General features: G+C 66.4%; 22 protein-coding genes. 13 read left to right on the top strand and 9 right to left on the bottom strand.

Translation table 11 applies throughout. The features are described 5' to 3' along the window. The first annotated feature begins 26 nt into the window (after positions 1–26). The 4 genes from JHW45_RS12635 (at position 27) to JHW45_RS12650 (ending at position 3,786) form a co-directional block, all read left to right on the top strand. Positions 27–233 (top strand): cold-shock protein, encoded by a 207-nt coding sequence (locus tag JHW45_RS12635; protein WP_272857957.1) that lies wholly within the window; start codon positions 27–29, stop codon positions 231–233. Between the two features lie 175 nt (positions 234–408). Further along, complete coding sequence (locus tag JHW45_RS12640) at positions 409–1,875, top strand: class I adenylate-forming enzyme family protein (RefSeq protein ID WP_272857958.1); 1,467 nt, start codon at positions 409–411, stop codon at positions 1,873–1,875. After that, positions 1,872–2,504 carry a DsbA family oxidoreductase gene (locus JHW45_RS12645; RefSeq protein ID WP_272857959.1) on the top strand — a complete coding sequence of 211 codons (633 nt, stop codon included), beginning with the start codon at positions 1,872–1,874 and terminating at the stop codon, positions 2,502–2,504. Before JHW45_RS12640 ends, JHW45_RS12645 begins: the two co-directional genes overlap by 4 nt. A gap of 61 nt (positions 2,505–2,565) precedes the next feature. Further along, positions 2,566–3,786 (top strand): Bcr/CflA family efflux MFS transporter, encoded by a 1,221-nt coding sequence (locus JHW45_RS12650; protein ID WP_272857960.1) that lies wholly within the window; start codon positions 2,566–2,568, stop codon positions 3,784–3,786. 33 nt (positions 3,787–3,819) lie between these two features. Here JHW45_RS12650 and guaB read toward each other — a convergent pair whose 3' ends face one another. Then, the gene (guaB, locus tag JHW45_RS12655) at positions 3,820–5,268 is read right to left on the bottom strand and encodes an IMP dehydrogenase (RefSeq protein ID WP_272857961.1); all 1,449 of its coding nucleotides are present in this window, start codon (positions 5,266–5,268) and stop codon (positions 3,820–3,822) included. Positions 5,269–5,547: 279 nt separating this feature from the next. Here guaB and JHW45_RS12660 point away from each other — a divergent pair, with 279 nt between their 5' ends. From JHW45_RS12660 to ppk2, 4 genes are all read left to right on the top strand, one after another. Next, on the top strand, positions 5,548–6,699 hold the full coding sequence (locus JHW45_RS12660) for an OmpP1/FadL family transporter (RefSeq protein ID WP_272857962.1): 1,152 nt from the start codon (positions 5,548–5,550) through the stop codon (positions 6,697–6,699). A 100-nt stretch (positions 6,700–6,799) separates the two neighbouring features. Further along, entirely contained in the window at positions 6,800–7,663 is an 864-nt protein-coding gene (locus JHW45_RS12665; protein WP_272857963.1) for an ATPase, read from the top strand. A gap of 163 nt (positions 7,664–7,826) precedes the next feature. After that, positions 7,827–8,753 (top strand): homoserine O-succinyltransferase, encoded by a 927-nt coding sequence (locus JHW45_RS12670; protein ID WP_272857964.1) that lies wholly within the window; start codon positions 7,827–7,829, stop codon positions 8,751–8,753. Continuing rightward, on the top strand, positions 8,753–9,646 hold the full coding sequence (ppk2, locus tag JHW45_RS12675) for a polyphosphate kinase 2 (protein ID WP_272857965.1): 894 nt from the start codon (positions 8,753–8,755) through the stop codon (positions 9,644–9,646). Before JHW45_RS12670 ends, ppk2 begins: the two co-directional genes overlap by 1 nt. A gap of 30 nt (positions 9,647–9,676) precedes the next feature. Here ppk2 and JHW45_RS12680 read toward each other — a convergent pair whose 3' ends face one another. After that, a complete protein-coding gene (locus JHW45_RS12680) occupies positions 9,677–9,901 on the bottom strand; it encodes a dodecin (RefSeq protein ID WP_272857966.1) in 225 nt (74 codons plus the stop codon). A 116-nt stretch (positions 9,902–10,017) separates the two neighbouring features. Between JHW45_RS12680 and JHW45_RS12685 the strand changes: the two genes are divergently transcribed. Further along, a complete protein-coding gene (locus JHW45_RS12685) occupies positions 10,018–10,761 on the top strand; it encodes an SDR family NAD(P)-dependent oxidoreductase (RefSeq protein ID WP_272857967.1) in 744 nt (247 codons plus the stop codon). A gap of 94 nt (positions 10,762–10,855) precedes the next feature. Beyond that, on the top strand, positions 10,856–11,896 hold the full coding sequence (locus tag JHW45_RS12690) for an ABC transporter substrate-binding protein (protein WP_272857968.1): 1,041 nt from the start codon (positions 10,856–10,858) through the stop codon (positions 11,894–11,896). Between the two features lie 90 nt (positions 11,897–11,986). Here JHW45_RS12690 and JHW45_RS12695 read toward each other — a convergent pair whose 3' ends face one another. Both JHW45_RS12695 and hppD read right to left on the bottom strand, forming a co-directional pair. Beyond that, a complete protein-coding gene (locus JHW45_RS12695; protein ID WP_272857969.1) occupies positions 11,987–12,340 on the bottom strand; it encodes a Rieske (2Fe-2S) protein in 354 nt (117 codons plus the stop codon). 40 nt (positions 12,341–12,380) lie between these two features. Next, positions 12,381–13,493 (bottom strand): 4-hydroxyphenylpyruvate dioxygenase, encoded by a 1,113-nt coding sequence (gene hppD, locus JHW45_RS12700; RefSeq protein WP_272857970.1) that lies wholly within the window; start codon positions 13,491–13,493, stop codon positions 12,381–12,383. Positions 13,494–13,630: 137 nt separating this feature from the next. Between hppD and JHW45_RS12705 the strand changes: the two genes are divergently transcribed. The 3 genes from JHW45_RS12705 to metH all read left to right on the top strand — a co-directional run bounded on the left by JHW45_RS12705 (position 13,631) and on the right by metH (position 17,965). Beyond that, positions 13,631–14,092, top strand: coding sequence for an Lrp/AsnC family transcriptional regulator (locus tag JHW45_RS12705; protein ID WP_272857971.1), 462 nt, complete (start codon positions 13,631–13,633; stop codon positions 14,090–14,092). 116 nt (positions 14,093–14,208) lie between these two features. After that, on the top strand, positions 14,209–15,252 hold the full coding sequence (locus tag JHW45_RS12710; RefSeq protein ID WP_272857972.1) for a homocysteine S-methyltransferase family protein: 1,044 nt from the start codon (positions 14,209–14,211) through the stop codon (positions 15,250–15,252). Beyond that, on the top strand, positions 15,245–17,965 hold the full coding sequence (metH, locus tag JHW45_RS12715; protein ID WP_272857973.1) for a methionine synthase: 2,721 nt from the start codon (positions 15,245–15,247) through the stop codon (positions 17,963–17,965). Before JHW45_RS12710 ends, metH begins: the two co-directional genes overlap by 8 nt. A gap of 12 nt (positions 17,966–17,977) precedes the next feature. Here the strand turns inward: metH and JHW45_RS12720 are convergent, their stop codons facing one another. The 5 genes from JHW45_RS12720 to xdhA all read right to left on the bottom strand — a co-directional run bounded on the left by JHW45_RS12720 (position 17,978) and on the right by xdhA (position 25,304). Further along, the gene (locus JHW45_RS12720; RefSeq protein ID WP_272857974.1) at positions 17,978–19,411 is read right to left on the bottom strand and encodes a mannose-1-phosphate guanylyltransferase/mannose-6-phosphate isomerase; all 1,434 of its coding nucleotides are present in this window, start codon (positions 19,409–19,411) and stop codon (positions 17,978–17,980) included. A 124-nt stretch (positions 19,412–19,535) separates the two neighbouring features. Next, entirely contained in the window at positions 19,536–20,819 is a 1,284-nt protein-coding gene (guaD, locus tag JHW45_RS12725; RefSeq protein WP_272857975.1) for a guanine deaminase, read from the bottom strand. Continuing rightward, on the bottom strand, positions 20,807–21,547 hold the full coding sequence (gene xdhC, locus JHW45_RS12730; RefSeq protein ID WP_272857976.1) for a xanthine dehydrogenase accessory protein XdhC: 741 nt from the start codon (positions 21,545–21,547) through the stop codon (positions 20,807–20,809). The genes guaD and xdhC overlap by 13 nt, the downstream gene beginning before the upstream one ends. Next, positions 21,544–23,850, bottom strand: a complete 2,307-nt coding sequence (xdhB, locus tag JHW45_RS12735; protein ID WP_272857977.1) for a xanthine dehydrogenase molybdopterin binding subunit — start codon at positions 23,848–23,850, stop codon at positions 21,544–21,546. Before xdhB ends, xdhC begins: the two co-directional genes overlap by 4 nt. Positions 23,851–23,852: 2 nt before the next feature. Next, entirely contained in the window at positions 23,853–25,304 is a 1,452-nt protein-coding gene (xdhA, locus tag JHW45_RS12740) for a xanthine dehydrogenase small subunit (RefSeq protein ID WP_272857978.1), read from the bottom strand. Positions 25,305–25,412: the final 108 nt, after the last annotated feature.

Consider the following 25,412-nt stretch of genomic DNA (forward strand, 5'->3'; position numbering starts at 1 on the left):
GGGATGACTTGAAGGAGAGAACGGTTATGGCGACCGGAACGGTAAAATGGTTCAACGCCACCAAAGGCTATGGCTTCATCGCGCCCGACGACGGCGGCAAGGATGTGTTCGTCCACATCTCGGCGGTCGAACGCGCCGGGCTGACCGAACTGAAGGACGATCAGAAGATCGCCTATGAATTGCAGTCGGGCCGCGACGGCCGCGCATCGGCCAGCGATCTGAAACTGCTCTGATCCGGCGACGGATCCGGCGAAACGGCCCGCCCGCGCGGGCCGTTTTCCATTGCCGCGGCGGCGTTCGCGGTCTGGCGCAACGCCGATCGCCGTCGTAAGGGGGCGCGGCAACCCCGGTCCCCAAGCCCATGAACAAGAAGAGCGCCGTCCGACAGCCGGCGCCGGAGCGTTACCGATGAACATGGCCGAATACATCCTGCGCGCGGGCATGGCCCACCCGGACAAGCTGGCGCTGTCGGTCGTCGGGCCGACAGGCGCGGAACGATGGTCCTATGCGCGACTGATCGGCGCGATGCGCGGCACGGCGACGGGCCTGCTGCGCGCGGGGCTGAAGCCCGGCGACCGGCTGCTGATGCGGTTGGGAAACACGCCCGGCTTTCCCATCGTCTATCTGGGCGCGATCGCCGCCGGCATCGTGCCGGTGCCGACCTCGGCCATGCTGACCGGCCGCGAAATCACCAAGATTGCGGCCGAAATCGACCCCGCGATGGTGATCGCCGGGGCGGGCGTCGCGCTGCCCGATCATCCGGCCCCGGTTCTTGCCGAAGCCGCGCTGTCCGGTTTTGCCGATCTGCCGCCGGCGCCGTTCGCGCCGGGCGATCCCGACCGGCTGGCCTATATCATCTACACCTCGGGCAGTTCCGGCCAGCCGCGTGCGGTCATGCACGCCCATCGCGCCATTCTGGCGCGGCGGATGATGTTCGACGGCTGGTATGGGCTGCGCGACAGCGACCGGATGATGCATGCCGGCGCGTTCAACTGGACCTTCACCCTGGGCACCGGGCTGCTGGACCCCTGGACGGTCGGCGCCACCGCGCTGATCCCGGCCGAGGGCACGGCGCTGGAACAGATCCCGCTGCTGGCGTCGCGCCACGGGGCGACGATCCTTGCCGGCGCGCCGGGCATCTTCCGGCGCATACTGCGGTCGGACTGGCCGCCCATCCCCAGCCTGCGCCACGCGCTGGCCGCCGGCGAAAGGCTGGACCCGTCGCTGCGGGCCGACTGGCAGGCGCGGACCGGAACCGACCTGCACGAGGCGATGGGCGCGTCCGAGTTGTCCACCTTCATCTCGGGCAGTCCCGACCGCCCTGCCCCGCCGGGAACGGCGGGCTTTCCCCAGCCCGGCCGGCATGTCGCGATCCTGTCGCCGGATGGCACGCCTGTCGCCGACGGCCAGCCGGGGGCGCTGGCGGTGCGGGCCGACGATCCGGGGCTGTTTCTGGGCTATCTGGACCAGCCGGCCGACACGGCCGCGCGGTTTCGCGGCAACTGGTTCATGACCGGCGATCAGGCCCGGATCGGCGATGATGGCGCGGTGACGCTGCTTGGCCGCGCCGACGACATCATGAATGCCGGCGGCTTCCGCGTCGCCCCGTCCGAGATCGAGGAGGTTCTTGCCAGCCACCCCGACGCCGGCGATGTCGCCGTGACCGAGCTTGCAGTGGGGGCCGGCAGCAGCATCATCGCCGCGTTCTGGACCGGCAGCGCCGATGCGGCGGCGTTGCAAGAACTGGCCCGATCCGCGCTGGCGCGATACAAGCAGCCGCGCGAATTCATCCCGCTGCCGGCCCTGCCGCGCACCCCCACGGGCAAGATCAATCGCCGCGCGCTGCGCGAAACCCATCGCAAGGACCGGCCATGATCGCGCTGGACATCTTTTCCGATCCGGTCTGCCCCTGGTGCCTGATCGGCAAGCTGGAACTGGACCGCGCGCTGGAAAGCAGGCCGGACCATCCGTTCCGGATCGTCTGGCACCCGTTCCGCCTGAACCCGCAGATGCCGCCCGAGGGCATGGACCGGCTGGAATATCTGCGCCTGAAGCCCGGCGCGGCCGAGGCCGCGCGCGCGGTGGTCGATCGCGCCGCCGCCATGGGGCTGGACCTGCACCTGCCCGCGCGCCAGCCCGACACGACCGACGCGCATCGGCTGATGCATTGGGCGGGGCTGGAAGGCGCGCAGTCGCGGGTCATGTCGGGATTGCTGCGCGCCCATTGGCAAGAGGCGCGCGATATCGGCGACAGCGCGGAACTGGCTGCCATTGCCGGGCAAGCCGGGCTGGACGCCGCCATGATCGCACATCTGCTGGAGGGCGACGCCGACCGCGACGAGATCGCCCGGCGCGAAGAACACGCCCGCAAGCGCGGCATTCAATCGGTGCCGACCTTCATCGTGGCCGACACCCATGCCGTGAACGGCGCCCAGCCCGCCAGCCTGTGGCAGCAGGTGATCGACGAAATCGCCGGAACGGCAGGGGCCGCGGGCGAGGGATAAGCAGACTTGCACGCCGTGCAACGTCACGCTAAGGGCAGGGCCTGACCGAAAGGTGCCCCCGATGTCCCAGGCCATACCGTCGTCGGCAACGCCGCTGAGGCGGCTGCCGATGCCCGAATTCATCGCGATGCTGGCCTTCCTGTTCGCCACCATCGCCTTTTCCATCGACGCGATGCTGCCCGCGCTGCCGGCCATCGCCGCCGAACTGACGCCCGACAATGCCAACGTGGCGCAGCTGATCCTGACCGCGTTCGTGGCCGGCATGGGCGCGGGAACACTGTTTGCGGGCCCGATCTCGGACGCGATCGGCCGCAAGCCCGCGATCACCATCGGCTTCGGGATCTATGCCGCCGCGACCATCGCCGCGATCTTCGCCGACTCGATCGAGATGCTGCTGATCGCCCGCTTCGTGCAGGGGCTTGGCGCGGCGGGCCCCCGCATCGTCGGTCTGGCTCTGGTCCGCGACCTTTACGCGGGCCGAGAGATGGCGCGGATCACCAGCTTCGTGATGATGGTGTTCATCATCGTTCCGGCGCTGGCCCCCTCGATCGGGGCGGGGATGATCTGGCTGGCGGGCTGGCACGGCGTCTTCATCGGCTTTCTGATCTTTGCGCTGATCGGGTCAAGCTGGCTGAACCTGCGCCAGGCCGAGACCCTGCCGCGCGAACGCCGCCGCCCCTTGCGGCCCGGACCGCTGCGCGAGGCCGCGCGCGAGGTTCTGGGCAACCGCCACGTGATGCTGTGCACGCTGATCCTGACGCTTGGCTTCGGGCAGATGTTCGGGCTGCTGTCCTCGGCCCAGCAACTGTTCGGCGAGGCTTACGGCAAGGGTGATGCGTTCCCGGCCTGGTTCGCCGCCATGGCGCTGCTGTCGGGGACAGGCACGATCCTGAACGCGGCCTTCGTGACCCGCTTCGGGATGCGGCGGATCGCGAAATGGGCCTATATCATGCAGACCTGCGTCAGCGCGACGATGCTGATCCTGGTCGCGGGCGATCTTCTGCCGCCCGCACTGCATTTTCCGGCCTTCTTCCTGTGGTGCGTCAGCGTCTTCTTCATGGCCGGCGTCACATTCGGCAACCTGAACGCGCTGGCGCTGCAATATATGGGTCATATCGCGGGGATGGCGGCCTCGATCGTCGCCGCGATCTCGACCGTGCTGGCCACGCTGATCGCCGCGCCGGTCGGGCTGCTGTATGACGGCACGGCCATTCCGGTCATCGCCGCCACACTGATCTGTTCAGGTCTTGCCTGGTTCCTGATGCGGTTCCTGACCGATTAGGCGGCCGCGCCGGGGCCTGCCGGTGCCGCCGCGCTACCCCAGCCTGTAATTCGGGCTTTCGCGCGTGATCTGCACGTCGTGGACGTGGCTTTCCTTCAGCCCCGCGCCGGTGATGCGCACGAACTGGCAGTTGCGTCGCATCTCGGCCACCGTCGCGCAGCCGGTATAGCCCATCGCCGCGCGCAGCCCGCCAACCAGCTGGTGGATCACCGCCCCCGCCGGACCCTTGTAGGGCACCTGCCCCTCGATCCCCTCGGGGACCAGCTTGTCGGTCGCCGCATCCTTCTGGAAATAGCGGTCGGCGCTGCCGCGCGCCATCGCGCCCAGGCTGCCCATGCCGCGATAGGATTTGAAGCTGCGGCCCTGATACAGGATCATCTCGCCGGGGCTTTCGTCGGTGCCGGCGATGGCGCTGCCGACCATGGCGCAGCTTGCGCCCGCCGCGATCGCCTTGGCGAAATCGCCCGAAAACTTGATCCCGCCATCCGCGATCACCGGCACATCGCCGGCCGCGCCCGCCGCATCCATAATCGCCGTCAGCTGCGGCACGCCGACCCCCGCCACCACCCGCGTGGTGCAGATGCTGCCCGGCCCGATGCCCACCTTGACCGCGTCGGCGCCCGCGTCGATCAGCGCGCGCGCGCCCTCGGCCGTGGCGACGTTTCCGGCGACGACCTGGATGTCGGACGAGAATTTCTTGACCCGCTCGACCGCCATCGCGACCGAATCCGAATGGCCATGCGCGGTGTCGATGACGACCATGTCCACGCCGGCCTCGATCAGGGCCTGGCTGCGCTCGAACCCCTCATTGCCGACGGTCGAGGCCGCGGCCACCCGCAGACGGCCCAGATCATCTTTGCACGCAAGCGGGTTCAGCACCGATTTCTCGGTGTCCTTCAGCGTCAGCAGGCCGGTCAGCCGTCCCTGCCCGTCCGTCACCAGCAGCTTTTCGATCCGGCGTTCCTTCATCAGGTCGATGGCCTGCTGGCGGTCGGCGGGTTCGGTCAGCATCGCCAGACGGTCGCTGGTCATCATCGCCCGCACCGGCGTGCGGTCGTCGCTGGCAAAGCGCATGTCGCGGTTGGTGACGATGCCGACCACCCGGCCCTGATCGTCCACCACCGGAAAGCCGGTCACGTTATAGCGGTCCTGAAACGCCTTGGCATCGGCCAGCGTCTGGTCGGGGCGCAGCGTGATCGGGTCATAGACGATGCCGGATTCGAACCGCTTGACCCGGCGCACCTCGTCGGCCTGCTGATCGACGGTCAGGTTGCGGTGAACGACCCCCATGCCGCCCGCCTGCGCCATGGCGATGGCCATGCGGCTTTCGGTGACGGTATCCATGGCCGAGGACAGCAGCGGGATGTTCATCGCGATCGAACGCGTCACCTGCGTCGTCACATCGGCGGTGGACGGCATCACCGAGGATGCGGCGGGAACCAGAAGCACATCGTCGAAGGTCAGGGCCTCACGAATCTGCATGGCGTGTATCCTTGCGGCAATTTCGTTTGGCAGTTTCCCCTTTCACGAGGTCGCGGAATTGTCCAGCCCCCACCGCCCCGGCGGCACGGCGGCACGGCGGCACGGCGGCACGGCGGCACGGATCGGGTCCGCCGGCCGGGACGCCGTTGCGCCAATGCCACGGTGCCGCAAGGTCACGGGCCGAAACCGTGCCGCAACCGCAACGCGATAATTGATTCGCAACCGACTCGCGCTAGTGTGATCGCAAGGCCACACGGCCGACAGAGGGAGGTTCTGGACATGAAAACTGCAATCACCGGCGCGGCAGCCCTGCTGATGACGGCCGCGCCCGTTCTGGCGGGCGGGATCGAACGCGCGCCCCAGTCGCTGGCGGCGTTGTTCGAAGAGGGGAACTATGCCGAACTCAGCTTCGGCGGCGTCGATCCCACGGTCGAGGGCACCGATGTCGCCGGCTTCGCGACCGGCGATGTGGCCCAAGGCTATGGCTTCGTGGGTCTCAGCTACAAGCATCAGTTCACGCCGAACGTCTCGGCCGCGATCATCATCGAACAGCCGTTCGGCGCCGATATCCGCTATCCCGACGTGGCCGCCGGCGGTTCGCTGTTGCTGGGCGGGACCATCGCAAACGTGGATTCGACGACATTCACGGCGCTTGGCCGCTATGAGTTCCAGAACAATCTCTCGGTCCACGGCGGTATCCGGGGTTCGCGCGCCAGCGGCGACGTGACGCTGGACGGTTTGGCCTATGGCGCGGTGGCTGGCTACAATGTCAGCCTGGACAATGATACCGGGGTGGGCTGGGTCGCCGGCGCGGCGTGGGAACGGCCCGAGATCGCGGCCCGCGTCTCGCTGACCTACAACTCGGAGGTGGATCACGACTTCGCCACCACCGAAACCGGCCCGACCATAGATCCTGACGGACCCGGACCGATTCCCGCCCTGCCGCTGCTGGCGGGCGAATCGACCACGACGGTGACCACGCCCGAAAGCTGGAACCTGGAATTCCAGACCGGCGTCGCGCCCGGCACCCTGGTCTTCGGCTCGATCCGGTGGGTGAACTGGTCCGAATTCCGCGTCGCTCCCGAGCGATTCGTGGCCGTGACCGGCGGCGGTCTGGTCGAGCTTGAGGACACGACCACCTACACGCTTGGCGTTGGCCGCCAGTTCACCGACAACTGGTCCGGGTCCGCGTCCTTCACCTATGAAAAAGGCGGCGACGATCTGGTGTCTCCGCTGGCGCCCACCAACGGCCGCAAGGGCATCACCCTGGCCGCGATCTATACCCAGGGCAACATGAAGATCACCACCGGCATCAACTATACCAAGCTGGGCGACGCCAATCCGGAAACCGGCACGCCCGACGTGCAGCGCGCCGCGATGCGGGACAGCGATGCCTGGGGCGTCGGCGTCCGGGTCGGCTACAGCTTCTGATCCCGGATCGGCGCGACAACGGCTCGGCCCCGCCCCGGCGGGGCCTTTGCCTTGCGCGGCCGACCGATTACCTATGTGCCGACCAGAAAAGGGAATCGGCATGATCTATGGCAGCGGCAGCGCCTGGCTTGGGGCGGCGAACCGGCGTGTGGTGCTGTTCGGCATGTCCGGGCTGGGCAAGACCTATCTGTCGAACATGCTGCGCGCGTCGGGCGACTGGTTCCACTATTCGATCGATTACCGCATCGGCACCCGCTACATGGGCGAATACATCGCCGACAACTTCAAGCGCGAGGCGATGAAGGTGCCGCTGCTGCGCGAATTGCTGATGACCGACAGCGTCTATATCGCCAGCAACATCACCTTCGACAATCTGGCACCGCTGTCGACCTATCTGGGCAAGCCCGGCAGCCCCAGCCGCGGCGGCCTGCCCTTTGACGAATACTGCCTGCGCCAGAACCAGCATCGACAGGCCGAGATCTCGGCCCTGCTGGACACGCGCCATTTCATGGATCGCGCCATCGACATCTACAGCATCCCGCATTTCGTCTGCGACAGCGGCGGCTCGATCTGCGAGGTGGTGGACCCCGACGATCCCGACGATCCGGTTCTGGACGTGCTGGAACGGAACCTGCTGATGGTGTGGATCAAGGGGTCGGACGCCCATACCGCCGAACTGGTCCGCCGCTTCGACCGCGCGCCAAAGCCGATGTATTACCAGCCCGCGTTTCTGGAACGATCCTGGGTCGCCTATCGCGTCGAAAAGGGCCTGCAAGAGCATGAGGTCAATCCCGACGATTTCATCCGCTGGACCTATGCCCGCGCGCTGGCCCATCGACAGCCGCGTTACCGCGCGATGGCGCGGCGCGGCGTGACCGTCACCGCCGAAGAGGTCGCGCAGATCCGCAGCCCCGAAGATTTCGCCGATCTGATTGCCCGCGCCATCGACCGCCGTCAGAACTGACCGCGCCCGCCCCTCGCCCTCTTTGACAAATACCTCGGGGGGCGTCGCGGAACGCGACGGGGGGCAGCGCCCCCCCCCTTGGTCGGATACCGGGGCACCGCGCGGCCCATCTTGCCGCTGCCGCGCGCGGAACCTAGTTAGTCGGTCACGAAAGGACGCCGCCATGCCCATCACCCTGAACGAAGACCTGCCCGCCTTCCACATCCTATCGCAGGAAGGCGTCATGGTGATGAGCCCCGGCCGCGCCGCCAAGCAGGACATCCGCCCGCTGCGGATCGGCCTGCTGAACCTGATGCCCAAGAAGATCCAGACCGAAAACCAGTTCGCCCGGCTGATCGGCGCCACGCCGCTGCAGATCGACTTTCAGCTGATCCGCATGTCCGACCACGAAAGCCGCAACACCGCGGCCGATCACATGGAAAGCTTCTATCGCCCCTTCCGCGAGGTCGAGGCGTCGGGCGAGAAATTCGACGGCCTCGTCATCACCGGCGCGCCGATCGAACATCTGCCGTTCGAACAGGTCTCGTACTGGCCGGAGCTGACCCGCGTCTTCGACTGGACCCGGACCCATGTCCATTCCACCTTCGGCGTGTGCTGGGGCGGCATGGCGATGGCGTGGCATTTCCACGGCCTGCCCAAGCACCTGCTGGCGCAGAAGGCGTTCGGCTGTTTCCGGCACCGGAACCTTGCGCCCGCCTCGCCCTATCTGCGCGGTTTTTCGGATGACGTGCTGGTCCCCGTCAGCCGCTGGACCGAGGTGCGCCAGCCCGAGGTCGATGCCATTCCCGGCCTGACCACCCTTCTGGCCAGCGACGAGGTCGGCCCCTGCCTGGTCGAGGATCCGGGCCACCGTGCCGTCTATGTCTTCAACCATTTCGAATATGACAGCACCACGCTGAAGGAAGAACACGACCGCGACATCGCCTCGGGCAGGTCGATCGGGGTGCCGCGCAACTATTATCCAGACGACGATCCGGCAATGCCGCCCACGAACCGCTGGCGCAGCCATGCCCATCTGCTTTACGGAAACTGGATCAACGAGATTTACCAGACCACCTGGTATGACATGACCCGAATCGGAGGCGGCTGATGCCCGGATCGACCCCCGCGATGCGCGAACTGCCCCTGGTCGGGCAGATCAGCGACTATCTGGAACATGGCGCGCCCAAACCGGTCCGCAAATCCATCGAAAAGGCGGATCGCGACGACATCCTCGATCCGGACTATCCCTATCGCGCGGAAATGGACAAGGACGACTACGAGGATCATCTTGAGGCGTTGCAGCTGCAACTGGTGCGGATGATGCACGATATTTCCGCCGCCCGGAAACGTCTGGTCGTCCTGTTCGAGGGGCGCGACGCCGCCGGCAAGGGCGGCACCATCGAACGCGTGCGCGAAAACCTGAACCCCCGGTCATGCTATATCGTCGCGCTTCCAAAACCGACCGAGCGTGAACAGGGCCAGTGGTATTTCCAGCGCTATGCCGACCGTCTGCCCGCCGCCGGCGAAATCGCGCTGTTCGACCGCAGCTGGTACAATCGCGGCGTGGTCGAACGGGTCTTCGGCTTTTCCACCGACCATCAGCGCAACGCCTTTTTCCGCCAGCTTCCGTCCTTCGAACAGATGCTGGTCGATGACGGCATCATCCTGGTCAAGCTGTGGCTGAATGTCGGCCGCGCCGAACAGCTGCGCCGGTTCCTGGACCGCGAAAACGATCCGCTGAAGCAATGGAAATTGTCGCCCGTCGACGTGGAAGGGCTGGCGAAATGGGACGACTACACCACCGCCATCCGCGACACGCTGAACCTGTCCCATTCGCCCATCGCGCCGTGGACGGTGATCCGGTCCGATGACAAGCGGCGCGCCCGCATCGCCGCGATCCAGACGATCCTGCACGCGGTGGATTATGCCGGCAAGGATCGCCGCGCCATCGGCGACATCGACGCCCAAATCGCGGGCGATCCCGAATTGCTGCTGACCTGATCCGTTTGGCCGTCCGGGGCGGAGGCGCGGTCAGTCGTCGGCGTCGCCCGGATCCAGCGTGAAGGCCGCCCGCAACTCGACCTGATAATGCCGCACCCGGCCATCCTCGATATGGCCGCGGGTCTGGCGGATCTCGAACCAGCGCAGGTTGCGGATCGTTTCGCTGGCCCGCCCGACCGCGTTCTGGACCGCATCCTCGATGCTTTCGGTCGAGGTCCCGACAAGGTCGACATATTTATAGACGTGATCGTTCATCACCGCTCCTCCTGTTGTCGGTTCATGCTAGCAGATCGTGGCGGCGGGAACGAGGATGCTGGCGAAACCGCCTGTCGCGTGGCATGGATTGGCGGGCACATCGAACGGAGGGACAGATGGATCTTTCACACAGCCGCGCCATCGTGACCGGCGGCGCATCGGGGCTGGGCGCGGCGACGGCGCAGCATTTCCGCGACCGGGGCGCGCAGGTCACGGTTCTGGACCGCGACCCCGACGGCGCCGAGGCCGCCGGCGCGATGGGCGCGGCATTCGTGCAGACCGACGTGACCGACGAAGCCAGCGTCGCTGCGGCCATCGCCGATGCGGTCGACCGGATGGGCAGCATAGATGTGTGCGTGAACTGCGCCGGGATCGCGATCGGCGAAAAGACCGTCGGTCGCGACGGGCCGCACAGCCTGTCGTCGTTCCGCCGCACGGTCGAGATCAACCTGATCGGCAGCTTCAACACCCTGCGCCTTGCCGCCGCCGAAATGGCCCGCAACAGCCGCGAGGAAAACGGCGTGATCGTCAACACCGCATCCATCGCCGCCTTTGACGGGCAGAAGGGACAGGCCGCCTATGCCGCCTCGAAGGCCGGGATCGCCGGCATGACCCTGCCCATCGCGCGCGATCTGGCCGGTCAGGGCATCCGCGTCTGCGCCATCGCGCCCGGCATCTTCGGCACGCCCATGCTGCGCGGCCTGCCGCAAGAGGTGCAGGACAGCCTGGCCGCCGAGGTGCCGTTCCCCGCACGGCTTGGCGATCCGGCGGAATTTGCCCGCCTTGCGGCCTTCATCGTCGAGAACGCCTATCTGAACGGCGAGGTGATCCGGCTGGACGGCGCGCTGCGCATGCGCTGAGCGGGCGGCGCGCAGGCCGGCGCGATCCTCTTGCGCGGGCGCGGGCGGGCGTTTAGCGTTCCTGAAAACGGACCAACAGGAAGGCCCCAGGATCATGCGCTTGCTGACCACCACCACGCTGGTTTCCGCCCTTGCCGGAGCCGCCTTCGCCGCCGATTCGGAACTGACCGTCTTTGACTGGGCGGGATTCGAGGAACCGTCGATCTTTCAGGGCTATATCGACAAGCACGGCGACAGCCCGACATTCGCCTTCTATGGCGACGACGACGAGGCGTTCCAGAAGATCGCCTCGGGGTTTAAGGCCGATGTGGCCCATCCGTGCAGCCAGATGATCAGCAAATATCGCGACGCCGGGCTGATCGAGCCGTGGGACACCTCGAAGATCCCGAATTTCAACAAGATCGACCCGGAATTCCTGGATTCGCCCATCTTCAAGGACGATCAGGGCGTCTGGTATATCCCCACCGACTGGGGCGCGACGGCCGTGGCCTACAACCCCGAAACCGTCCCGGCCGAGGATGTGTCGACCCTGCAGATCTTTGTCGATCCGAAATATCAGGGCCGCACATCCCTGCCCGACAGCCCCGACGATGTCTGGGCGCTGGCCTATCTGGCGACCGGCACGACGGACTGGACCGACGTGACCGACGAACAGTTCCAGAAGGCAGCCGACTGGCTGCGCCAGGCGCATCAGAACGTCGCGGCCTACTGGTCCGACCCGTCCGAACAGGCGCAGCTGATGGCGTCGGGGGCGGTCGATGTGGCGTGGTCGTGGAACGACGGCGTGACCTATCTGAAGGCCGACAACTATCCCATCGCGTTCCAGCGTGCCGCCGACGAAGGGTCCTCGACCTTCTTCTGCGGGTTCGTCAATCTGAAGGACGGGCCGGGCAACGAGGAAAAGGCCTATGATTTCATCAACGCATGGCTGGAGCCGTCGGCGGGACAGGCGCTGCTGGACACGATCGGCTATGGCCACACCTCGACCGAGGCGATGGCCACGGTCGAGGACGACCCGGCGGTGAAGGAAGGTCTGTCGCCCGTCGATGCGCCGATACTGGCGCAGACGCCCAATTCGCCCGAACAGCGCGAACGCCAGCAGGCCGAGTTCGAGAAGATCAAGGCGGGTTTCTGACCGCAGGCAACTTGCTGCAAGGAAAGGCCGGGGCTTCGTTGCCCCGGCCTTTCCGTTTTTCGTCCGTGAGGAAGGCTGACGCGGGAAATCTCAGTCCCCGATCACCAGCATCCCCTCGACCAGCTTCACCGGCACCGGGTCGAGGCCGCAATCCACGCCCATGATCGCCTCACCCGTGCGGATATCGAACCGCGCGCCGTGGCCCGTGCACAGCAGCATCGTGCCGTCTGCCGACCGGATCCGGTCGCTGCGATAGTTCAGCGGCAGATACTGATGCGGGCAGGCATTCACATAGGCGAAATAATCGCCGGCATCGCGCAGCACCAGGATCGGAAACGCGCCCTTGTCGCCCTGCATGGTCAAGGCGTGCACGCCCGTCACCTCGGCAGCCGGGCAGATGGGCGTGCCGGGGGCGGGGGCGGTGCTGTAATCGGTCCAACTCATGCGAACCGGCCCCGCCATGTTCCGGACGGGGCCGTCCCTGTCATTCGGCCGGATCGGCGGTCAGCACGCCGCGGCGGATCTGGTCTTCCTCGATCGATTCGAACAGGGCGCGGAAATTGCCCTCGCCGAAGCCGTCATCGCCCTTGCGCTGGATGAACTCGAAGAAGATCGGGCCGATCACCGTCTTCGAGAAGATCTGCAGCAGGATGCGCGTCTCGCCGCCGCCGACGACGCCTTCGCCGTCGATCAGGATGCCGTGTTTCTTCATCCGCTCGATCGGCTCGTCATGGCCCTTCACCCGCTTGTGCGACATCTCGTAATAGGTGTCGGGCGGGCCGGGCATGAATTCCATCCCCGCATCGCTGATCCGGTCGGTACCGGCATAGATATCCTCGGTCGCGATGGCGATGTGCTGGATCCCCTCACCCTTGTATTCGCGCAGATATTCCTCGATCTGGCTGTGTTCGTCGGTGGATTCGTTGATCGGGATGCGGATCTTGCCGTCGGGCGAGGTCAGGGCGCGGCTGACCAGCCCGGTCTGCTTGCCCTTGATGTCGAAGAACTTGATTTCGCGGAAATTGAACGTGTCGTGGTAGAACTTGTACCACGTGTCCATGTTGCCGCGGATCACGTTGTGGGTCAGGTGGTCGAGATAGTAGAAGCCGAACCCTTCGGGCCTCGGGTCCGCCTCGCCCAGCCAGTCATAATCGGCGTCATAGGCGCTGCCCGTATCGCCATAGCGGTCGATGAAATACAGCAGCGAACCGCCGATGCCGAAGACGGCCGGGGCGTCGATGGATTTGCCGGCGCCGGTATATTCCTTGGCGCCCAGATCGACGGCGCGTTTCAGCGCGGCCTGCGCATCGACCACGCGCCACGCCATGGCGGGCGCGCAGGGGCCGTGTTCGGCGACGAATTCTGCCGCGTGGCTGTCGGGATCGGCGTTCAGCAGATAGTTGATGTCGCCCTGACGATACAGGGTGATATTTTTGCTTTTGTGTTTTGCCACCGGGGTGAAGCCCATCTGCCGAAAGATCGTGTCCAGCTTTTCGGGTTCGGGGTGGGCGTATTCGACGAACTCGAAGCCGTCGGTGCCGGCGGGGTTCGCCTTGGAAATGGTTGCCTTCGGGGCATTGTGCGGGAAAGGACCCATCTGCTCCTCCTGTCTGGTGCGGCCATGTCGCGATGGCCGAAGTATCGTGGAAAACCCATGCACGATGCTTGCGAAGCGCGGGCGCGCTGCGGCAGTATTGCACGGAATGCGCATGAAACATACGGCTGACGCACGATATGGAACTGGACAGCTTCGATATTGCACTGCTTGCCGCATTGCAGCGCGACGGGTCGATGACCAACGCGGCGCTGGCCGAGATCGTCAACCTGTCGCCGTCGCAATGTTCGCGCCGGCGCGCGGCGCTGGAACAGGCCGGCGTGATCGAGGGATATGTCGCAAGGCTCAGCGCGACCAGGCTGGGACACGGGCTGCGGGCGATTATCCGCGTGAACCTGTCCAGCCACGGCCAGACGAAAGAGGATGATTTCGCCCGCTTCGTCACCGCCCATCCGCAGATCCGGTCGGCGTTCTCGGTCTCGGGCGACGCCGATTACGTGCTGGACATCCGGGCGCGCGATCTGGACGCCTTTGCCGATTTCGTCCACCGCCACCTGCTGCCGCATCCGCAGGTGGCACAGGTCCGGTCCGAGATCGTGCTGAAGACGCTGAAGGACGAACGCGGCGTCGCGCTGCCGTGATGCGCGCCTGCGGCGGATGATTATCGAAACCGCTCATCATCTTCTGGAATATTATGAATTTGCGGCCAGGCGCGCCACGGCCTATGTTCGCGTCTTGCATAGAACGGATCGCGACGATGAACGGACATCTGCCACCCTCCCCTGCCTTTGCGGCGCTGAACTGGATTGCCGCCGAACGCATCCTGATTCTAGACGGTGCGATGGGCACGCAGATCCAGGCTTTGGGTCTGGATGAGGACGACTTTACCGGGCGCGCGTCTGGCCATGCCTGCCGCCATCACAGCGACCATCCGCAAAAGGGCAACAACGACCTGCTGATCCTGACCCAGCCCCAGGCGGTCGAGGACATCCATTATCGTTACGCCATGGCCGGCGCCGATATCGTCGAGACGAACACCTTTTCTTCGACCACCATCGCGCAGGCGGATTACGGGTTGCAGCAGGCAGTCGCCGATCTGAACGCCGAAGGTGCGCGGGTGGTGCGTCGCGCGCTGGACCGCGCCACCGCCGAGGACGGGCGGCCGCGCTTTGTCGCCGGCGCTTTGGGTCCGACGAACCGCACCGCCTCGATCAGCCCGGATGTGAACAATCCGGGCTATCGCGCCGTGACCTTCGACGATCTGCGCGCCGCCTATCTGCAACAGGCCACGGGGCTGATCGCGGGCGGCGCCGACATCCTGCTGATCGAGACGATCTTCGACACGCTGAACGCCAAGGCCGCGATCTTCGCCTGTCTTCAGGCGATGCAGGCGCATGGGCAGGCGCTGCCGCTGATGATTTCGGGCACGATCACGGACGCATCGGGGCGCACCCTGTCGGGGCAGACGCCCACCGCCTTCTGGCATTCGGTGCGCCACGCGCGTCCGTGGACGGTCGGCCTGAACTGCGCGCTTGGCGCCGCCGCCATGCGCCCGCATCTGGCCGAACTGTCGGGCGTGGCCGACACGCTGATCTGCGCTTATCCGAATGCCGGCCTGCCCAACGCGTTCGGCCAGTATGACGAAGGCCCGCAGGACACCGCCCGCCAGATCGCCGATTTCGCGCGCGAGGGTCTTGTGAACGTCGTGGGCGGCTGCTGCGGCACCACGCCCGAACATATCCGCGCCATCGCCGATGCGGTGGCCGAATTCAGCCCGCGAAAGGTCCCCGAATATGCTTGAGCGTCAGCTGCGCCTGTCGGGTCTGGAACCCTTTGTCCTGACGCCCGACATCCCCTTCGTGAACGTGGGCGAGCGCACCAATGTCACCGGCAGCGCCCGGTTCCGCAAGCTGATCACCAACCGCGACTATGCCGCGGCGCTGGAGGTTGCGCGCGATCAGGTGGAAAACGGCGCCCAGATCATCGACGTCAACATGGATGAGGGGCTGATCGACAGCCGCGCCGCCATGGTCGAGTTCCTGAACCTGGTCGCGGCCGAACCCGACATCGCCCGCGTCCCGGTGATGATCGACAGCTCCAAATGGGAGGTGATCGAGGCCGGGCTGCAATGCGTGCAGGGCAAGCCGGTGGTCAACTCGATCAGCATGAAGGAAGGCGAGGAACAGTTTCGCCATCAGGCGCGGCTGTGCCTGGCCTATGGCGCGGCGGTCGTGGTCATGGCCTTCGACGAACAGGGTCAGGCCGACACGGCCGCGCGCAAGATCCAGATCTGCGAACGCGCCTATCGCATCCTTGTCGACGAGGTGGGGTTCCCGCCCGAAGACATCATCTTCGATCCGAACGTCTTCGCCATCGCCACCGGGATCGAGGAACACGACAATTACGGCGTCGATTTCATCGAGGCCACACGCTGGATTCGCCAGAACCTGCCCCACGCGCATGTCTCGGGCGGGGTGTCGAACCTGTCCTTCAGTTTCCGCGGCAACGAACCCGTGCGCGAGGCGATGCATGCGGTGTTCCTGTATCACGCCATTCAGGCGGGCATGGACATGGGCATCGTCAATGCCGGGCAACTGGCCGTCTATGACCAGATCGACCCCGAACTGCGCGAGGCGTGCGAGGACGTGGTGCTGAACCGCCAGCCCAAGGGCGGCGGCACCGCGACCGAACGGATGCTGGAGATCGCTGAACGCTATCGCGGCGACGGCGGCGTGCAGAAGCGCGAGAAAGACCTGTCCTGGCGCGAACTGAGCGTCGAGAAACGGCTGGAACACGCGCTGGTCAACGGCATCACCGAATATATCGAGGCCGACACCGAAGAGGCCCGCCAGCAGGCCGAACGCCCGCTGCACGTGATCGAAGGGCCGCTGATGGCCGGGATGAACGTGGTCGGCGATCTGTTCGGCGCGGGCAAGATGTTTCTGCCGCAGGTGGTGAAATCGGCGCGCGTGATGAAAAAGGCCGTCGCCATCCTTCTGCCCTTTATGGAAGAGGAAAAGCGCCTGAACGGCGGCGACGATCGCGAAACGGCCGGCAAGGTGCTGATGGCCACCGTCAAGGGCGACGTCCACGATATCGGCAAGAACATCGTCGGCGTCGTGCTGGCCTGCAACAATTACGAGGTGATCGATCTGGGCGTGATGGTTCCGGCCCAGAAGATCCTCGAGGTCGCCCGGGAACAGAAGGTCGATGTGATCGGGTTGTCCGGCCTGATCACCCCGTCGCTGGACGAGATGATCAACGTCGCCTCCGAGATGGAGCGCGAGGGGTTCCAGGTGCCGCTGCTGATCGGCGGGGCCACGACCTCGAAGATCCACACAGCGGTCAAGATCGCGCCCCGCTATGAAAAGGGGCCGGCGGTCTATGTCACCGATGCCAGCCGGGCGGTGGGCGTGGTCTCGTCGCTTCTGTCACCGGCGCAGCAGGCGGCCTATGTCGATGGCATCCGCGCGGAATATGCGCAGGTGGCCGAAAAACACGAACGGTCCGAGGCCGCCAAGCAGCGCCTGCCGCTTCAGGCCGCGCGGGACAACGCGCTGAAACTGGACTGGTCGAACTTTGCCGCGCCGACGCCCGGCTTCACCGGCACCCGCGTCATCGAGGACTGGGATCTGGCCCAGATCGCGCGTTACATCGACTGGACGCCGTTCTTCCAGACATGGGAATTGAAGGGCGTCTATCCCCGCATCCTGGACGACGAGAAACAGGGCGAGGTCGCGCGCAACCTGTTCCGCGATGCGCAAGAGATGCTGGAACGGATCGTCGAGGGCAAATGGTTCCGGCCGCGCGCCGTGGTGGGGTTGTGGCCCGCAAACGCGGTGGGCGACGATATCCGCCTGTTCACCGGCGAGGACCGGACCGAGGAGCTGGCGATGCTGCACACGCTGCGCCAGCAGGTCACGAAGCGTGGCGGCCGGCCCAACGTGGCGCTGTCGGACTTTGTCGCGCCCGAAGGGCGGCGCGATTACGTCGGCGGGTTCGTCGTCACCGCAGGCTCGGAAGAGCAGGAGATTTCGCTGCGCTATGAACGCGCCAATGACGATTACGCCGCGATCATGGTCAAGGCGCTGGCCGACCGTATCGCCGAGGCGATGGCCGAGATGCTGCATGAACGCGTGCGCAAGGAGTTCTGGGGCTATGCTCCGGACGAAGCCTATACCCCGGCCGAGTTGATCGCCGAACCCTATGACGGCATCCGCCCCGCGCCCGGCTATCCTGCCCAGCCCGACCACACCGAAAAGCCGACCCTGTTCCGGCTGCTGGACGCCGAGGCCGCGACCGGGGTCAGGCTGACCGAATCGATGGCGATGTGGCCCGGATCGTCGGTGTCGGGCCTTTATATCGGGCACCCCGACGCGTATTATTTCGGCGTGGCCAAGATCGAAGAGGATCAGGCCCGCGACTATGCCGCGCGCAAGGGCATGACGCTTGAGGAAACCGAACGCTGGCTGGCGCCGGTGCTGAACTATGTCCCCCGCGACGCCGCCGCCTGACCCGGCGTCGCGTCATTCGGCGCTGTCGCGGGCATAGACATCCTCGTATCGGATGATGTCATCCTCGCCCAGATAGCTTCCCGTCTGCACCTCGATCAGCACCATCGGCACCTTGCCCGGGTTCTCCATCCGGTGAACCGCGCCAAGCGGCACATAGATCGACTGGTTCTCGGTCACCAAAGTCACCGTGTCGTCTACCGTGACCCGCGCCGTGCCGCTGACGACGATCCAGTGTTCGGACCGGTGCACATGGCTTTGCAGCGACAGCGCCGCGCCCGGCTTGACGACGATGCGCTTGACCTGGAACCGGTCGGCCAGCGCCAGCGTCTCGAACCAGCCCCAGGGGCGGTGGTCGCGCGGGAAGGCCACGGCCTGACGGCGGTTCTTCTTCTTCATCGCGGTGACGGCCTGCCGGACATCCTGCGCGCGCGCCTTGTCGGCGACCAGAACCGCATCGCCGGTGGCCACCACCATCACGTCCCGCAGACCGATGCCCACGACCTGAAGATCCGCGCTGTCCGAGCGTAGCAGCACGTCCTTGCAGTCGATGGCGGTCGAATTCGCATCCGCCACGACCCCGTCATCCGAAGGGTTGCGGCGCAACTCTTCGCGCCAGACCGCGTCCCATCCGCCCAGATCGGACCAGCGGCCGGAATAGGCGACGACGGTCAGATTGTCGGCCTTTTCCATCACCGCATAGTCGATAGAATTGTCGGGCAGCCGTTCCCACGGCCCGCGCGCCAGCCGCAGAAAGCCCAGATCGGTGCGCGCCTCGCGCAGCGCGGTCTCGACCGGCTCGACATACTCGCCGGCATGGGCACGGAACGCCTGGATCATCGCGCGGGCGCTGAACAGGAAGATGCCGGCGTTCCACAGGAAGTTCCCCTGCGCCAGCATCGCGGCGGCGCGCGCGGCGTCGGGCTTTTCGACAAAGCGGGCCAAAGGCTGCGGCCCTTTGCCCGTTCCGGCCAGTTCCAGATAGCCATAGCCGGTCTCGGGCCGGTCGGGGGTGATCCCGAAGGTCACGATCCGCCCCTCGCGCGCGGGGCCGGTGCCCAAGGCGACGGCGGCGGCGAATTCGTCCGCGTCGGGGATGACATGATCCGATGGCGCGACCAGCAGCAACCGTTCGGGATCTTCGTCCGCGACCATCAGCGCGGCGGCCAGAACCGCCGGCGCGGTGTTGCGGCCGACCGGCTCGATGGCGATGGCGCCGGGGGCGATGCCGATCTGTTCCAGCTGCTCGGCGACGATGAAGCGGAAATCGGAATTGGTCATCACGATCGGGTCGGCATAACGCGGACCCGACAGCCGCCGGGCCGATGCCTGAAACAGCGTCTCATCCCCGATCAGCGGCGCGAATTGTTTGGGAAAGCTTTTGCGAGAGACGGGCCACAGCCGGGTTCCCGACCCGCCTGCCATCAGAACCGGTGTAATCTTGTCCATCCAGACCCCTCCTGCCCGCGCCGTTCGCGGCCGCCATTGTCACACGCGATGCCCGACGCAATGCGGTCCGTGCGGGATAGACCATGACGCCGCCCGCGCCAAGAGAGCGGCGGACGCATCGCGCCTATCCGCGGCCCTTCATGGGTGCGCCCGCCACATAGGTCTGCGCCACCGCGCGGTCGTCGCCCATGATCTGCAGGATGAACAATTCCTCGGCCAGCGACCGGATGCGTTCGGCCCGCAGCGCCATGGCCGGCGTGGCGCGAACGTCCAGCACCACCAGATCGGCGTCGCTGCCCGGTTGCAGCGTCCCGATCCGGTCGGCCATGCCCAAGGCCATCGCGTTGCCGCGCGTGACCCAGTGGAAGGCCGCCAGCGGGTCCAGCTTCTGCCCGCGCAGTTGCAGGATCTTGTAGCCCTCGTTCAGGGTTTGCAGCATGGAATAGCTGGTGCCGCCGCCGATATCGGTGGCGATGCCGCAGGTGATCCCGGCCGCGCGCAGCCCGGCCTCGTCGAACAGGCCCGATCCGAGAAACAGGTTCGAGGTCGGGCAGAACACCGCCCGGCTGCCGGTTTCGGCCATGCGCGCGATCTCGCGGTCGCGCAGATGGATGGCGTGACCCAGAAGCAGCTTTTCCGACAGCAGCCCATGGGTTTCGTAGATATCCAGATAATCGCGCGCCTGCGGATAGAGGCTGAGGGTAAATGCGATCTCGTCCAGGTTTTCGGACAGATGCGTCTGGATGTGGCAATCGGGATGTTCACGGGCAAGCTGGCCGGTCGCCGCCATCTGTTCGGGGGACGAGGTGATCGCGAAACGCGGCGTGATCGCGTAACGCTGCCGCCCCTTGCCGTGCCAGCGCGCGATCAGCGCCTTACTGCCGTCGTATCCCTGCTGCGGGGTGTCCAGAACCTGGGGCGGGGCGTTGCGGTCCATCATCACCTTGCCCGCGATCATCGCCATGTTGCGGGCATGGGCGGCCGAAAACAGCGCCTCGACGCTTTCGGGATGGACGGAACAGAAGGCGACGGCGGTGGTCGTGCCGTGATCGGTCAGCAGGTTCAGGAACGCGTCCGCCATGGCCGAGGCGTGCCCCTGCTGGTTGAAACGGCCCTCCTCGGGGAAGGTATAGGTGTTCAGCCAGTCCAGCAGCTGCGCCCCCCAGCTGGCCACGACCTGCGCCTGCGGGAAATGGATATGGGTGTCGATGAAGCCCGGCAGGATCAGATGCGGGCGGTGGTCGATTTCCGGCAGGTCCGGCCGCGCAAGCCGCGCGTGATCGTCCACCGCGAGGATGCGCCCGTCTTCGATCAGGATGGCGCCGTCTTCCAGAAAGCGGTGGTTGTCGCCGGTTTCGGCCGGGTCGGCGTGAAAGTCGAGGACACGGCCCCGGATCAGCTGTTGCATGGGTATTTGTTCAAAGAAGAAGTGACGATCAGCCGCGCGATCAGTTCGGCGGCGGTGAAGGCGGCGATCACGGCGGGCCGCTTGTCATCGGAAAACCCCGCGCCGATCGGGGAGGTCAATGGCGCGGGGTCAAGGCCACGCTCGCGCGCGAAACGGTCGAACCGCGCGCGTTTCGTGGCGCTGCCGATCATGCCGACATAGGCAAGATCGTTGCGGGACAACGCCTCGGCCGCCAGCAGGAAATCCAGCGCGTGATCGTGGGTCAGGATCACGACGGCGCTGCCGGGACGGGCGGCGCGGAGTTCCGCCTCGGGCAGGGGCGTCAGGCGGGTGGCAAGGCCCGGCGCGGCCTGCGCCAGTTCCTCGGGCCGCGAATCGATCAAGAGCGGGTTCACCGGCAGCGGACGCAGCGCCAGCGCCAGCGCACGGCCGACATGGCCCGCGCCGAAGACCAGCACATCGGGCTGCTGTTGCGGGGTCGGTCCGTCGCGGTCCAGCTGCAACAGGACGCGGCCGCCGCAGCACTGCCCGATCTCGGGGCCCAGGGGGACGTCCATCTGCGCCTCGGCCTCGCGCGATTCCAGCATCTGCCGCGCGCGGTCGATGGCCATGTATTCCAGCTGGCCGCCGCCGATGCTGCCCTCGATCCGGTCCGGGCCCACGAACATCTCGGCGCCCTCGTCGCGCGGGGTGGAACCCTGGGCGCGGATCACGCGGACGCGGATCATGGCTTCAGCCGGTTCACGGCCATCAGCACGCGTTCGGGCGTCGCGGGCGCATCCAGCCGCGCCGGTTCGCGGTAATCCGCGACCGAGGCCACGGCCATGTTGATCGCCTCGAACACGCTGATGCCCAGCATGAAGGGCGGCTCGCCCACGGCCTTGGACCGCTTGATCGTGCGTTCGGCGTTTTCGGACCAGTCGGCCAGCGTCACGTTGAAGATGCGCGGCCGGTCCGACGCCAGCGGGATCTTGTAGGTCGAGGGGGCATGGGTGCGCAGCTGCCCCTTGTCGTCCCACCACAATTCCTCGCAGGTCAGCCAGCCGGTGCCCTGCACGAACGCGCCCTCGATCTGGCCCTTGTCGATGGCCGGATTCAGGCTGCGCCCGACATCGTGGATCACGTCGGTCCGGTCGATCACGTATTCGCCGGTCAGCGTATCGACCGACACCTCGGACACCGCCGCGCCATAGGCGAAGTAATAGAACGGTCGCCCCCGGCCCGTGGCGCGGTCCCAGTGGATCTTGGGCGTCTTGTAGAACCCCGCCGCCGACAGATGGATGCGCGCCACATAGGCCGCCGCGATCACCTCGGACCACGGGATGTCGCGGTCGCCGGCGCGGATATGGCCGGGCACGAACCGCACCTCGTCGCGCGGCGCCTGCCAGCGTTCGGCGACGAACTCGATCAGCCGCGCCTTGATCTGGTCGGCCGCGTCCAGCGCCGCCATCCCGTTCAGGTCGGTCCCCGACGACGCCGCCGTGGCCGAGGTGTTGGGCACCTTTTCGGTCGTGGTCCTGGTGATCTTGATGCGGCCGATGTCGCACTGGAACGCCTCGGCCACGACCTGCGCGACCTTGGTGTTCAGCCCCTGCCCCATCTCGGTCCCGCCATGGTTCAGCGCGATCGAGCCGTCGGAGTAGATGTGGATCAGCGATCCGGCCTGGTTGAAATGCGTGGCGGTGAAGCTGATGCCGAACTTCACCGGCGTCAGCGCGATGCCCTTGCGGATCACCCCGCCCCGGGCGTTCCAGTCCAGCACGGCGCGGCGGCGGGCGTGATAGTCGCTTGCCGTCTCAAGCTCGTTGAAGATGCGCGGCAGGATCTGGTCCTTGACCTCCTGGTGATAGGGGGTCAGCTGGCCGTTGCGATACAGGTTCTTCTGCCGGATCTCATACGGGTCGCGGCCAAGCGCATAGCCGATTTCCTCGACGATCCGTTCGGCCACGATGACGCCCTGCGGGCCGCCGAAGCCGCGAAAGGCGGTGTTGCTGACGGTGTGGGTGCGCATCGGATGGCTGCGCAGTTCCACGTCGGGATAGAAATAGGCGTTGTCGGCGTGAAACAGCGCCCGGTCGGTGACCGGGCCGGACAGATCGGCCGAAAACCCGCAGCGCGCGTACCAGTCGCCCTGCACGGCAAGGATCTGCCCTTCGTCGTCAAAGCCAACCTCGTAATCGACCACGAAATCGTGGCGCTTGCCGGTGGCGATCATGTCGTCGTCGCGGTCGGGGCGGATCTTGACGGCGCGGTTCCAGCGTTTCGCGGCGACGGCGGCGACGCAGGCGAACAGGTTCATCTGCGTTTCCTTGCCGCCGAACCCGCCGCCCATGCGGCGCACGTTCACCACGACCGAATGGCTGGGCACGCCAAGGACGTGGGCCACCATGTGCTGCACCTCGGACGGGTGCTGGGTCGAGACGTTGACGACCACGTCCTCGTCCTCGCCCGGCACGGCCATGGCGATCTGGCCCTCAAGATAGAAATGGTCCTGTCCGCCGATCCCGAACCGGCCCTTGATCCGCCGCGGCGCCCTGGCCATCGCGGCGCGCGCGTCGCCGCGCCGCAGGGTCAGCGGGTCGGTGACGTAGTCGTGGCCGGCATCGCGGGCGGCGATGGGGTCCAGCGCGAAGGGCAGCGGCTGATAGTCGATCTTCGCCTTGTGCGCGGCGCGCCGGGCCTGATCGCGGGTCTCGGCGATCACGGCAAAGACCGGCTGGCCCCAGAACAGCACCTTGCCGTCCGCAAAGACCGGATCGTCGTTCTTGCCGTTGGGCGAGACGTCGTTGACGCCCGGCAGATCGTCGGCGGTCAGTACGCCCAGCACGCCGGGATGGGCCAGCGTGTCGGTGAAATCCATCCCGGTGATCGTGCCATGCGCGCATTGCGACAGGCCCAGATAGGCGTGGATCAGCCCGTAAGGCTCGGCCAGATCGTCGGTATATTCGGCGCGACCGGTGACATGCTTGATCGCGCTGTCATGGATCGTGCCGCTATGGGCAAGGCCGGTCAGCGTGGTGTCGTCTTTCATCGTCATGCCTCCACCGCGTGGGTCAGCCGCACGGGCAGACCCTGTTCGGAATGTTCCAGCCAGAACCGGCGGAACAGGTTGGCCGCCACCGTGCTGCGATATTCGGCGCTGGCGCGCCAGTCGGACAGCGGCTGGAAATCGCCCGCGACGGCGCGGGCGGCGGCCTCGAAGGTTTCGGCCGCGAAGGGCTGGCCGGTCAGCGCGGCTTCGGCCCGCGCCGCGCGTTTCGGCGTCGCGGCCATGCCGCCAAAGGCCACGCGGGCGCTTGTGATCGTGTCGCCCTCGACGTCGAGGCAGAACCCGGCGGCGACCGAGGTGATGTCGCTGTCGCGGCGCTTGCTGATCTTGTAGGCGGCCACGCGGGCATCGCGGCGGATCGGGATCGCGATTTCCTCGACGAACTCGCCCGGTGCGCGGTCCTGCTTGCCATAGTCGATGAAGAAATCCTGCAACGCCACCTCGCGCCGCGCCTGCCCCTTGCGCAGCACGATCCGCGCGCCAAGCGCGATCAGCAGCGGCGGCGTGTCCCCGATGGGCGAGCCGTTGGCGATATTGGCGCCGATCGTGCCCATGTTGCGCACCTGCCATCCGCCGATCCGCAGCCAGTAATCATGCGCGGCGGGAATGTGTTCCGCGATCAGCGGCGCGGCTTCGGAATAGGTGACGCCCGCGCCCAGGCGAATCTCGCCGTCGCGGGTTTCGACCCCCTTCATCAGATGCCCGATGAACACCGCCGGAGAGACGTCGCGCAGGAATTTCGTCACCCACAGCCCGACATCGGTCGCGCCCGCCACAAGGGTGGCTTTCGGGTCCTGTTCCAGCACGGCGGCCAGATCGTCCGCATCCGCGGGGATGATCGCGCGCTGATCGCCCTTGCGCAGCTCGATCCGCTGTCCGCGCATCGCGCGCAGGGCTTCGGTCACCGTCTCGCGTTCCACGGCCAGCGCGTCCTGCGCCTGCCCGCCGGCCTGTCCGGCGGCCTGCGCGGCCTTGATGATCGGCTCGTATCCGGTGCAGCGGCACAGATTGCCCTGCAACGCCTGTTCGATGCGGGCAACGCTTGCGTCCGGGTCGCGCATCCACAGGGCGTAAAGCGACATGACGATGCCCGGCGTGCAAAAGCCGCACTGGCTGCCGTGATGTTCGACCATCGCCTTCTGGATCGGGTGCAGCCCGCCATCGGGTCCACGCAGATGTTCGACGGTGACGATGTGGCAGCCGTGGCACGAGGCCAGAAACCGGATGCAGGCATTGATCGGCTCATAGATCAGGCCGGTGTCGGTCAGCCGCCCGACCAGCACGGTGCAGGCGCCGCAATCGCCTTCGGCGCAGCCTTCCTTGGTGCCGATCAGGCGGCGGTCGATGCGCAGGAAATCCAGCAGCGTGTCGGCCGCGCCGACCTCGGACGTGCGGATTTCCCGGTCGTTCAGCAAAAAGCGCAACTCGGACGACATGACATTCCCTCCTGGCGGTGGACCCGTCCAAAACAGTAGGGCGGAAAAAGGATTTGCGAAATCGGCCGCGACACGGAAGACTTTACACGAAACGTTGAAAGCGGGGGG

Origin of the sequence: Paracoccus stylophorae (assembly GCF_028553765.1) — a bacterium.
GTDB classification, from domain to species: Bacteria; Pseudomonadota; Alphaproteobacteria; order Rhodobacterales; family Rhodobacteraceae; genus Paracoccus; species Paracoccus stylophorae.

Excerpts from the sequence above, each read along its gene's own strand:
- JHW45_RS12635 (WP_272857957.1), top strand. The coding sequence starts at position 27 with ATGGCGACCGGAACGGTAAAATGGTTCAACGCCACCAAAGGCTATGGC.
- JHW45_RS12640 (WP_272857958.1), top strand. The coding sequence starts at position 409 with ATGAACATGGCCGAATACATCCTGCGCGCGGGCATGGCCCACCCGGAC.
- JHW45_RS12645 (WP_272857959.1), top strand. The coding sequence starts at position 1,872 with ATGATCGCGCTGGACATCTTTTCCGATCCGGTCTGCCCCTGGTGCCTG.
- JHW45_RS12650 (WP_272857960.1), top strand. The coding sequence starts at position 2,566 with ATGTCCCAGGCCATACCGTCGTCGGCAACGCCGCTGAGGCGGCTGCCG.
- guaB (WP_272857961.1), bottom strand. The coding sequence starts at position 5,268 with ATGCAGATTCGTGAGGCCCTGACCTTCGACGATGTGCTTCTGGTTCCC.
- JHW45_RS12660 (WP_272857962.1), top strand. The coding sequence starts at position 5,548 with ATGAAAACTGCAATCACCGGCGCGGCAGCCCTGCTGATGACGGCCGCG.
- JHW45_RS12665 (WP_272857963.1), top strand. The coding sequence starts at position 6,800 with ATGATCTATGGCAGCGGCAGCGCCTGGCTTGGGGCGGCGAACCGGCGT.
- JHW45_RS12670 (WP_272857964.1), top strand. The coding sequence starts at position 7,827 with ATGCCCATCACCCTGAACGAAGACCTGCCCGCCTTCCACATCCTATCG.
- ppk2 (WP_272857965.1), top strand. The coding sequence starts at position 8,753 with ATGCCCGGATCGACCCCCGCGATGCGCGAACTGCCCCTGGTCGGGCAG.
- JHW45_RS12680 (WP_272857966.1), bottom strand. The coding sequence starts at position 9,901 with ATGAACGATCACGTCTATAAATATGTCGACCTTGTCGGGACCTCGACC.
- JHW45_RS12685 (WP_272857967.1), top strand. The coding sequence starts at position 10,018 with ATGGATCTTTCACACAGCCGCGCCATCGTGACCGGCGGCGCATCGGGG.
- JHW45_RS12690 (WP_272857968.1), top strand. The coding sequence starts at position 10,856 with ATGCGCTTGCTGACCACCACCACGCTGGTTTCCGCCCTTGCCGGAGCC.
- JHW45_RS12695 (WP_272857969.1), bottom strand. The coding sequence starts at position 12,340 with ATGAGTTGGACCGATTACAGCACCGCCCCCGCCCCCGGCACGCCCATC.
- hppD (WP_272857970.1), bottom strand. The coding sequence starts at position 13,493 with ATGGGTCCTTTCCCGCACAATGCCCCGAAGGCAACCATTTCCAAGGCG.
- JHW45_RS12705 (WP_272857971.1), top strand. The coding sequence starts at position 13,631 with ATGGAACTGGACAGCTTCGATATTGCACTGCTTGCCGCATTGCAGCGC.
- JHW45_RS12710 (WP_272857972.1), top strand. The coding sequence starts at position 14,209 with ATGAACGGACATCTGCCACCCTCCCCTGCCTTTGCGGCGCTGAACTGG.
- metH (WP_272857973.1), top strand. The coding sequence starts at position 15,245 with ATGCTTGAGCGTCAGCTGCGCCTGTCGGGTCTGGAACCCTTTGTCCTG.
- JHW45_RS12720 (WP_272857974.1), bottom strand. The coding sequence starts at position 19,411 with ATGGACAAGATTACACCGGTTCTGATGGCAGGCGGGTCGGGAACCCGG.
- guaD (WP_272857975.1), bottom strand. The coding sequence starts at position 20,819 with ATGCAACAGCTGATCCGGGGCCGTGTCCTCGACTTTCACGCCGACCCG.
- xdhC (WP_272857976.1), bottom strand. The coding sequence starts at position 21,547 with ATGATCCGCGTCCGCGTGATCCGCGCCCAGGGTTCCACCCCGCGCGAC.
- xdhB (WP_272857977.1), bottom strand. The coding sequence starts at position 23,850 with ATGAAAGACGACACCACGCTGACCGGCCTTGCCCATAGCGGCACGATC.
- xdhA (WP_272857978.1), bottom strand. The coding sequence starts at position 25,304 with ATGTCGTCCGAGTTGCGCTTTTTGCTGAACGACCGGGAAATCCGCACG.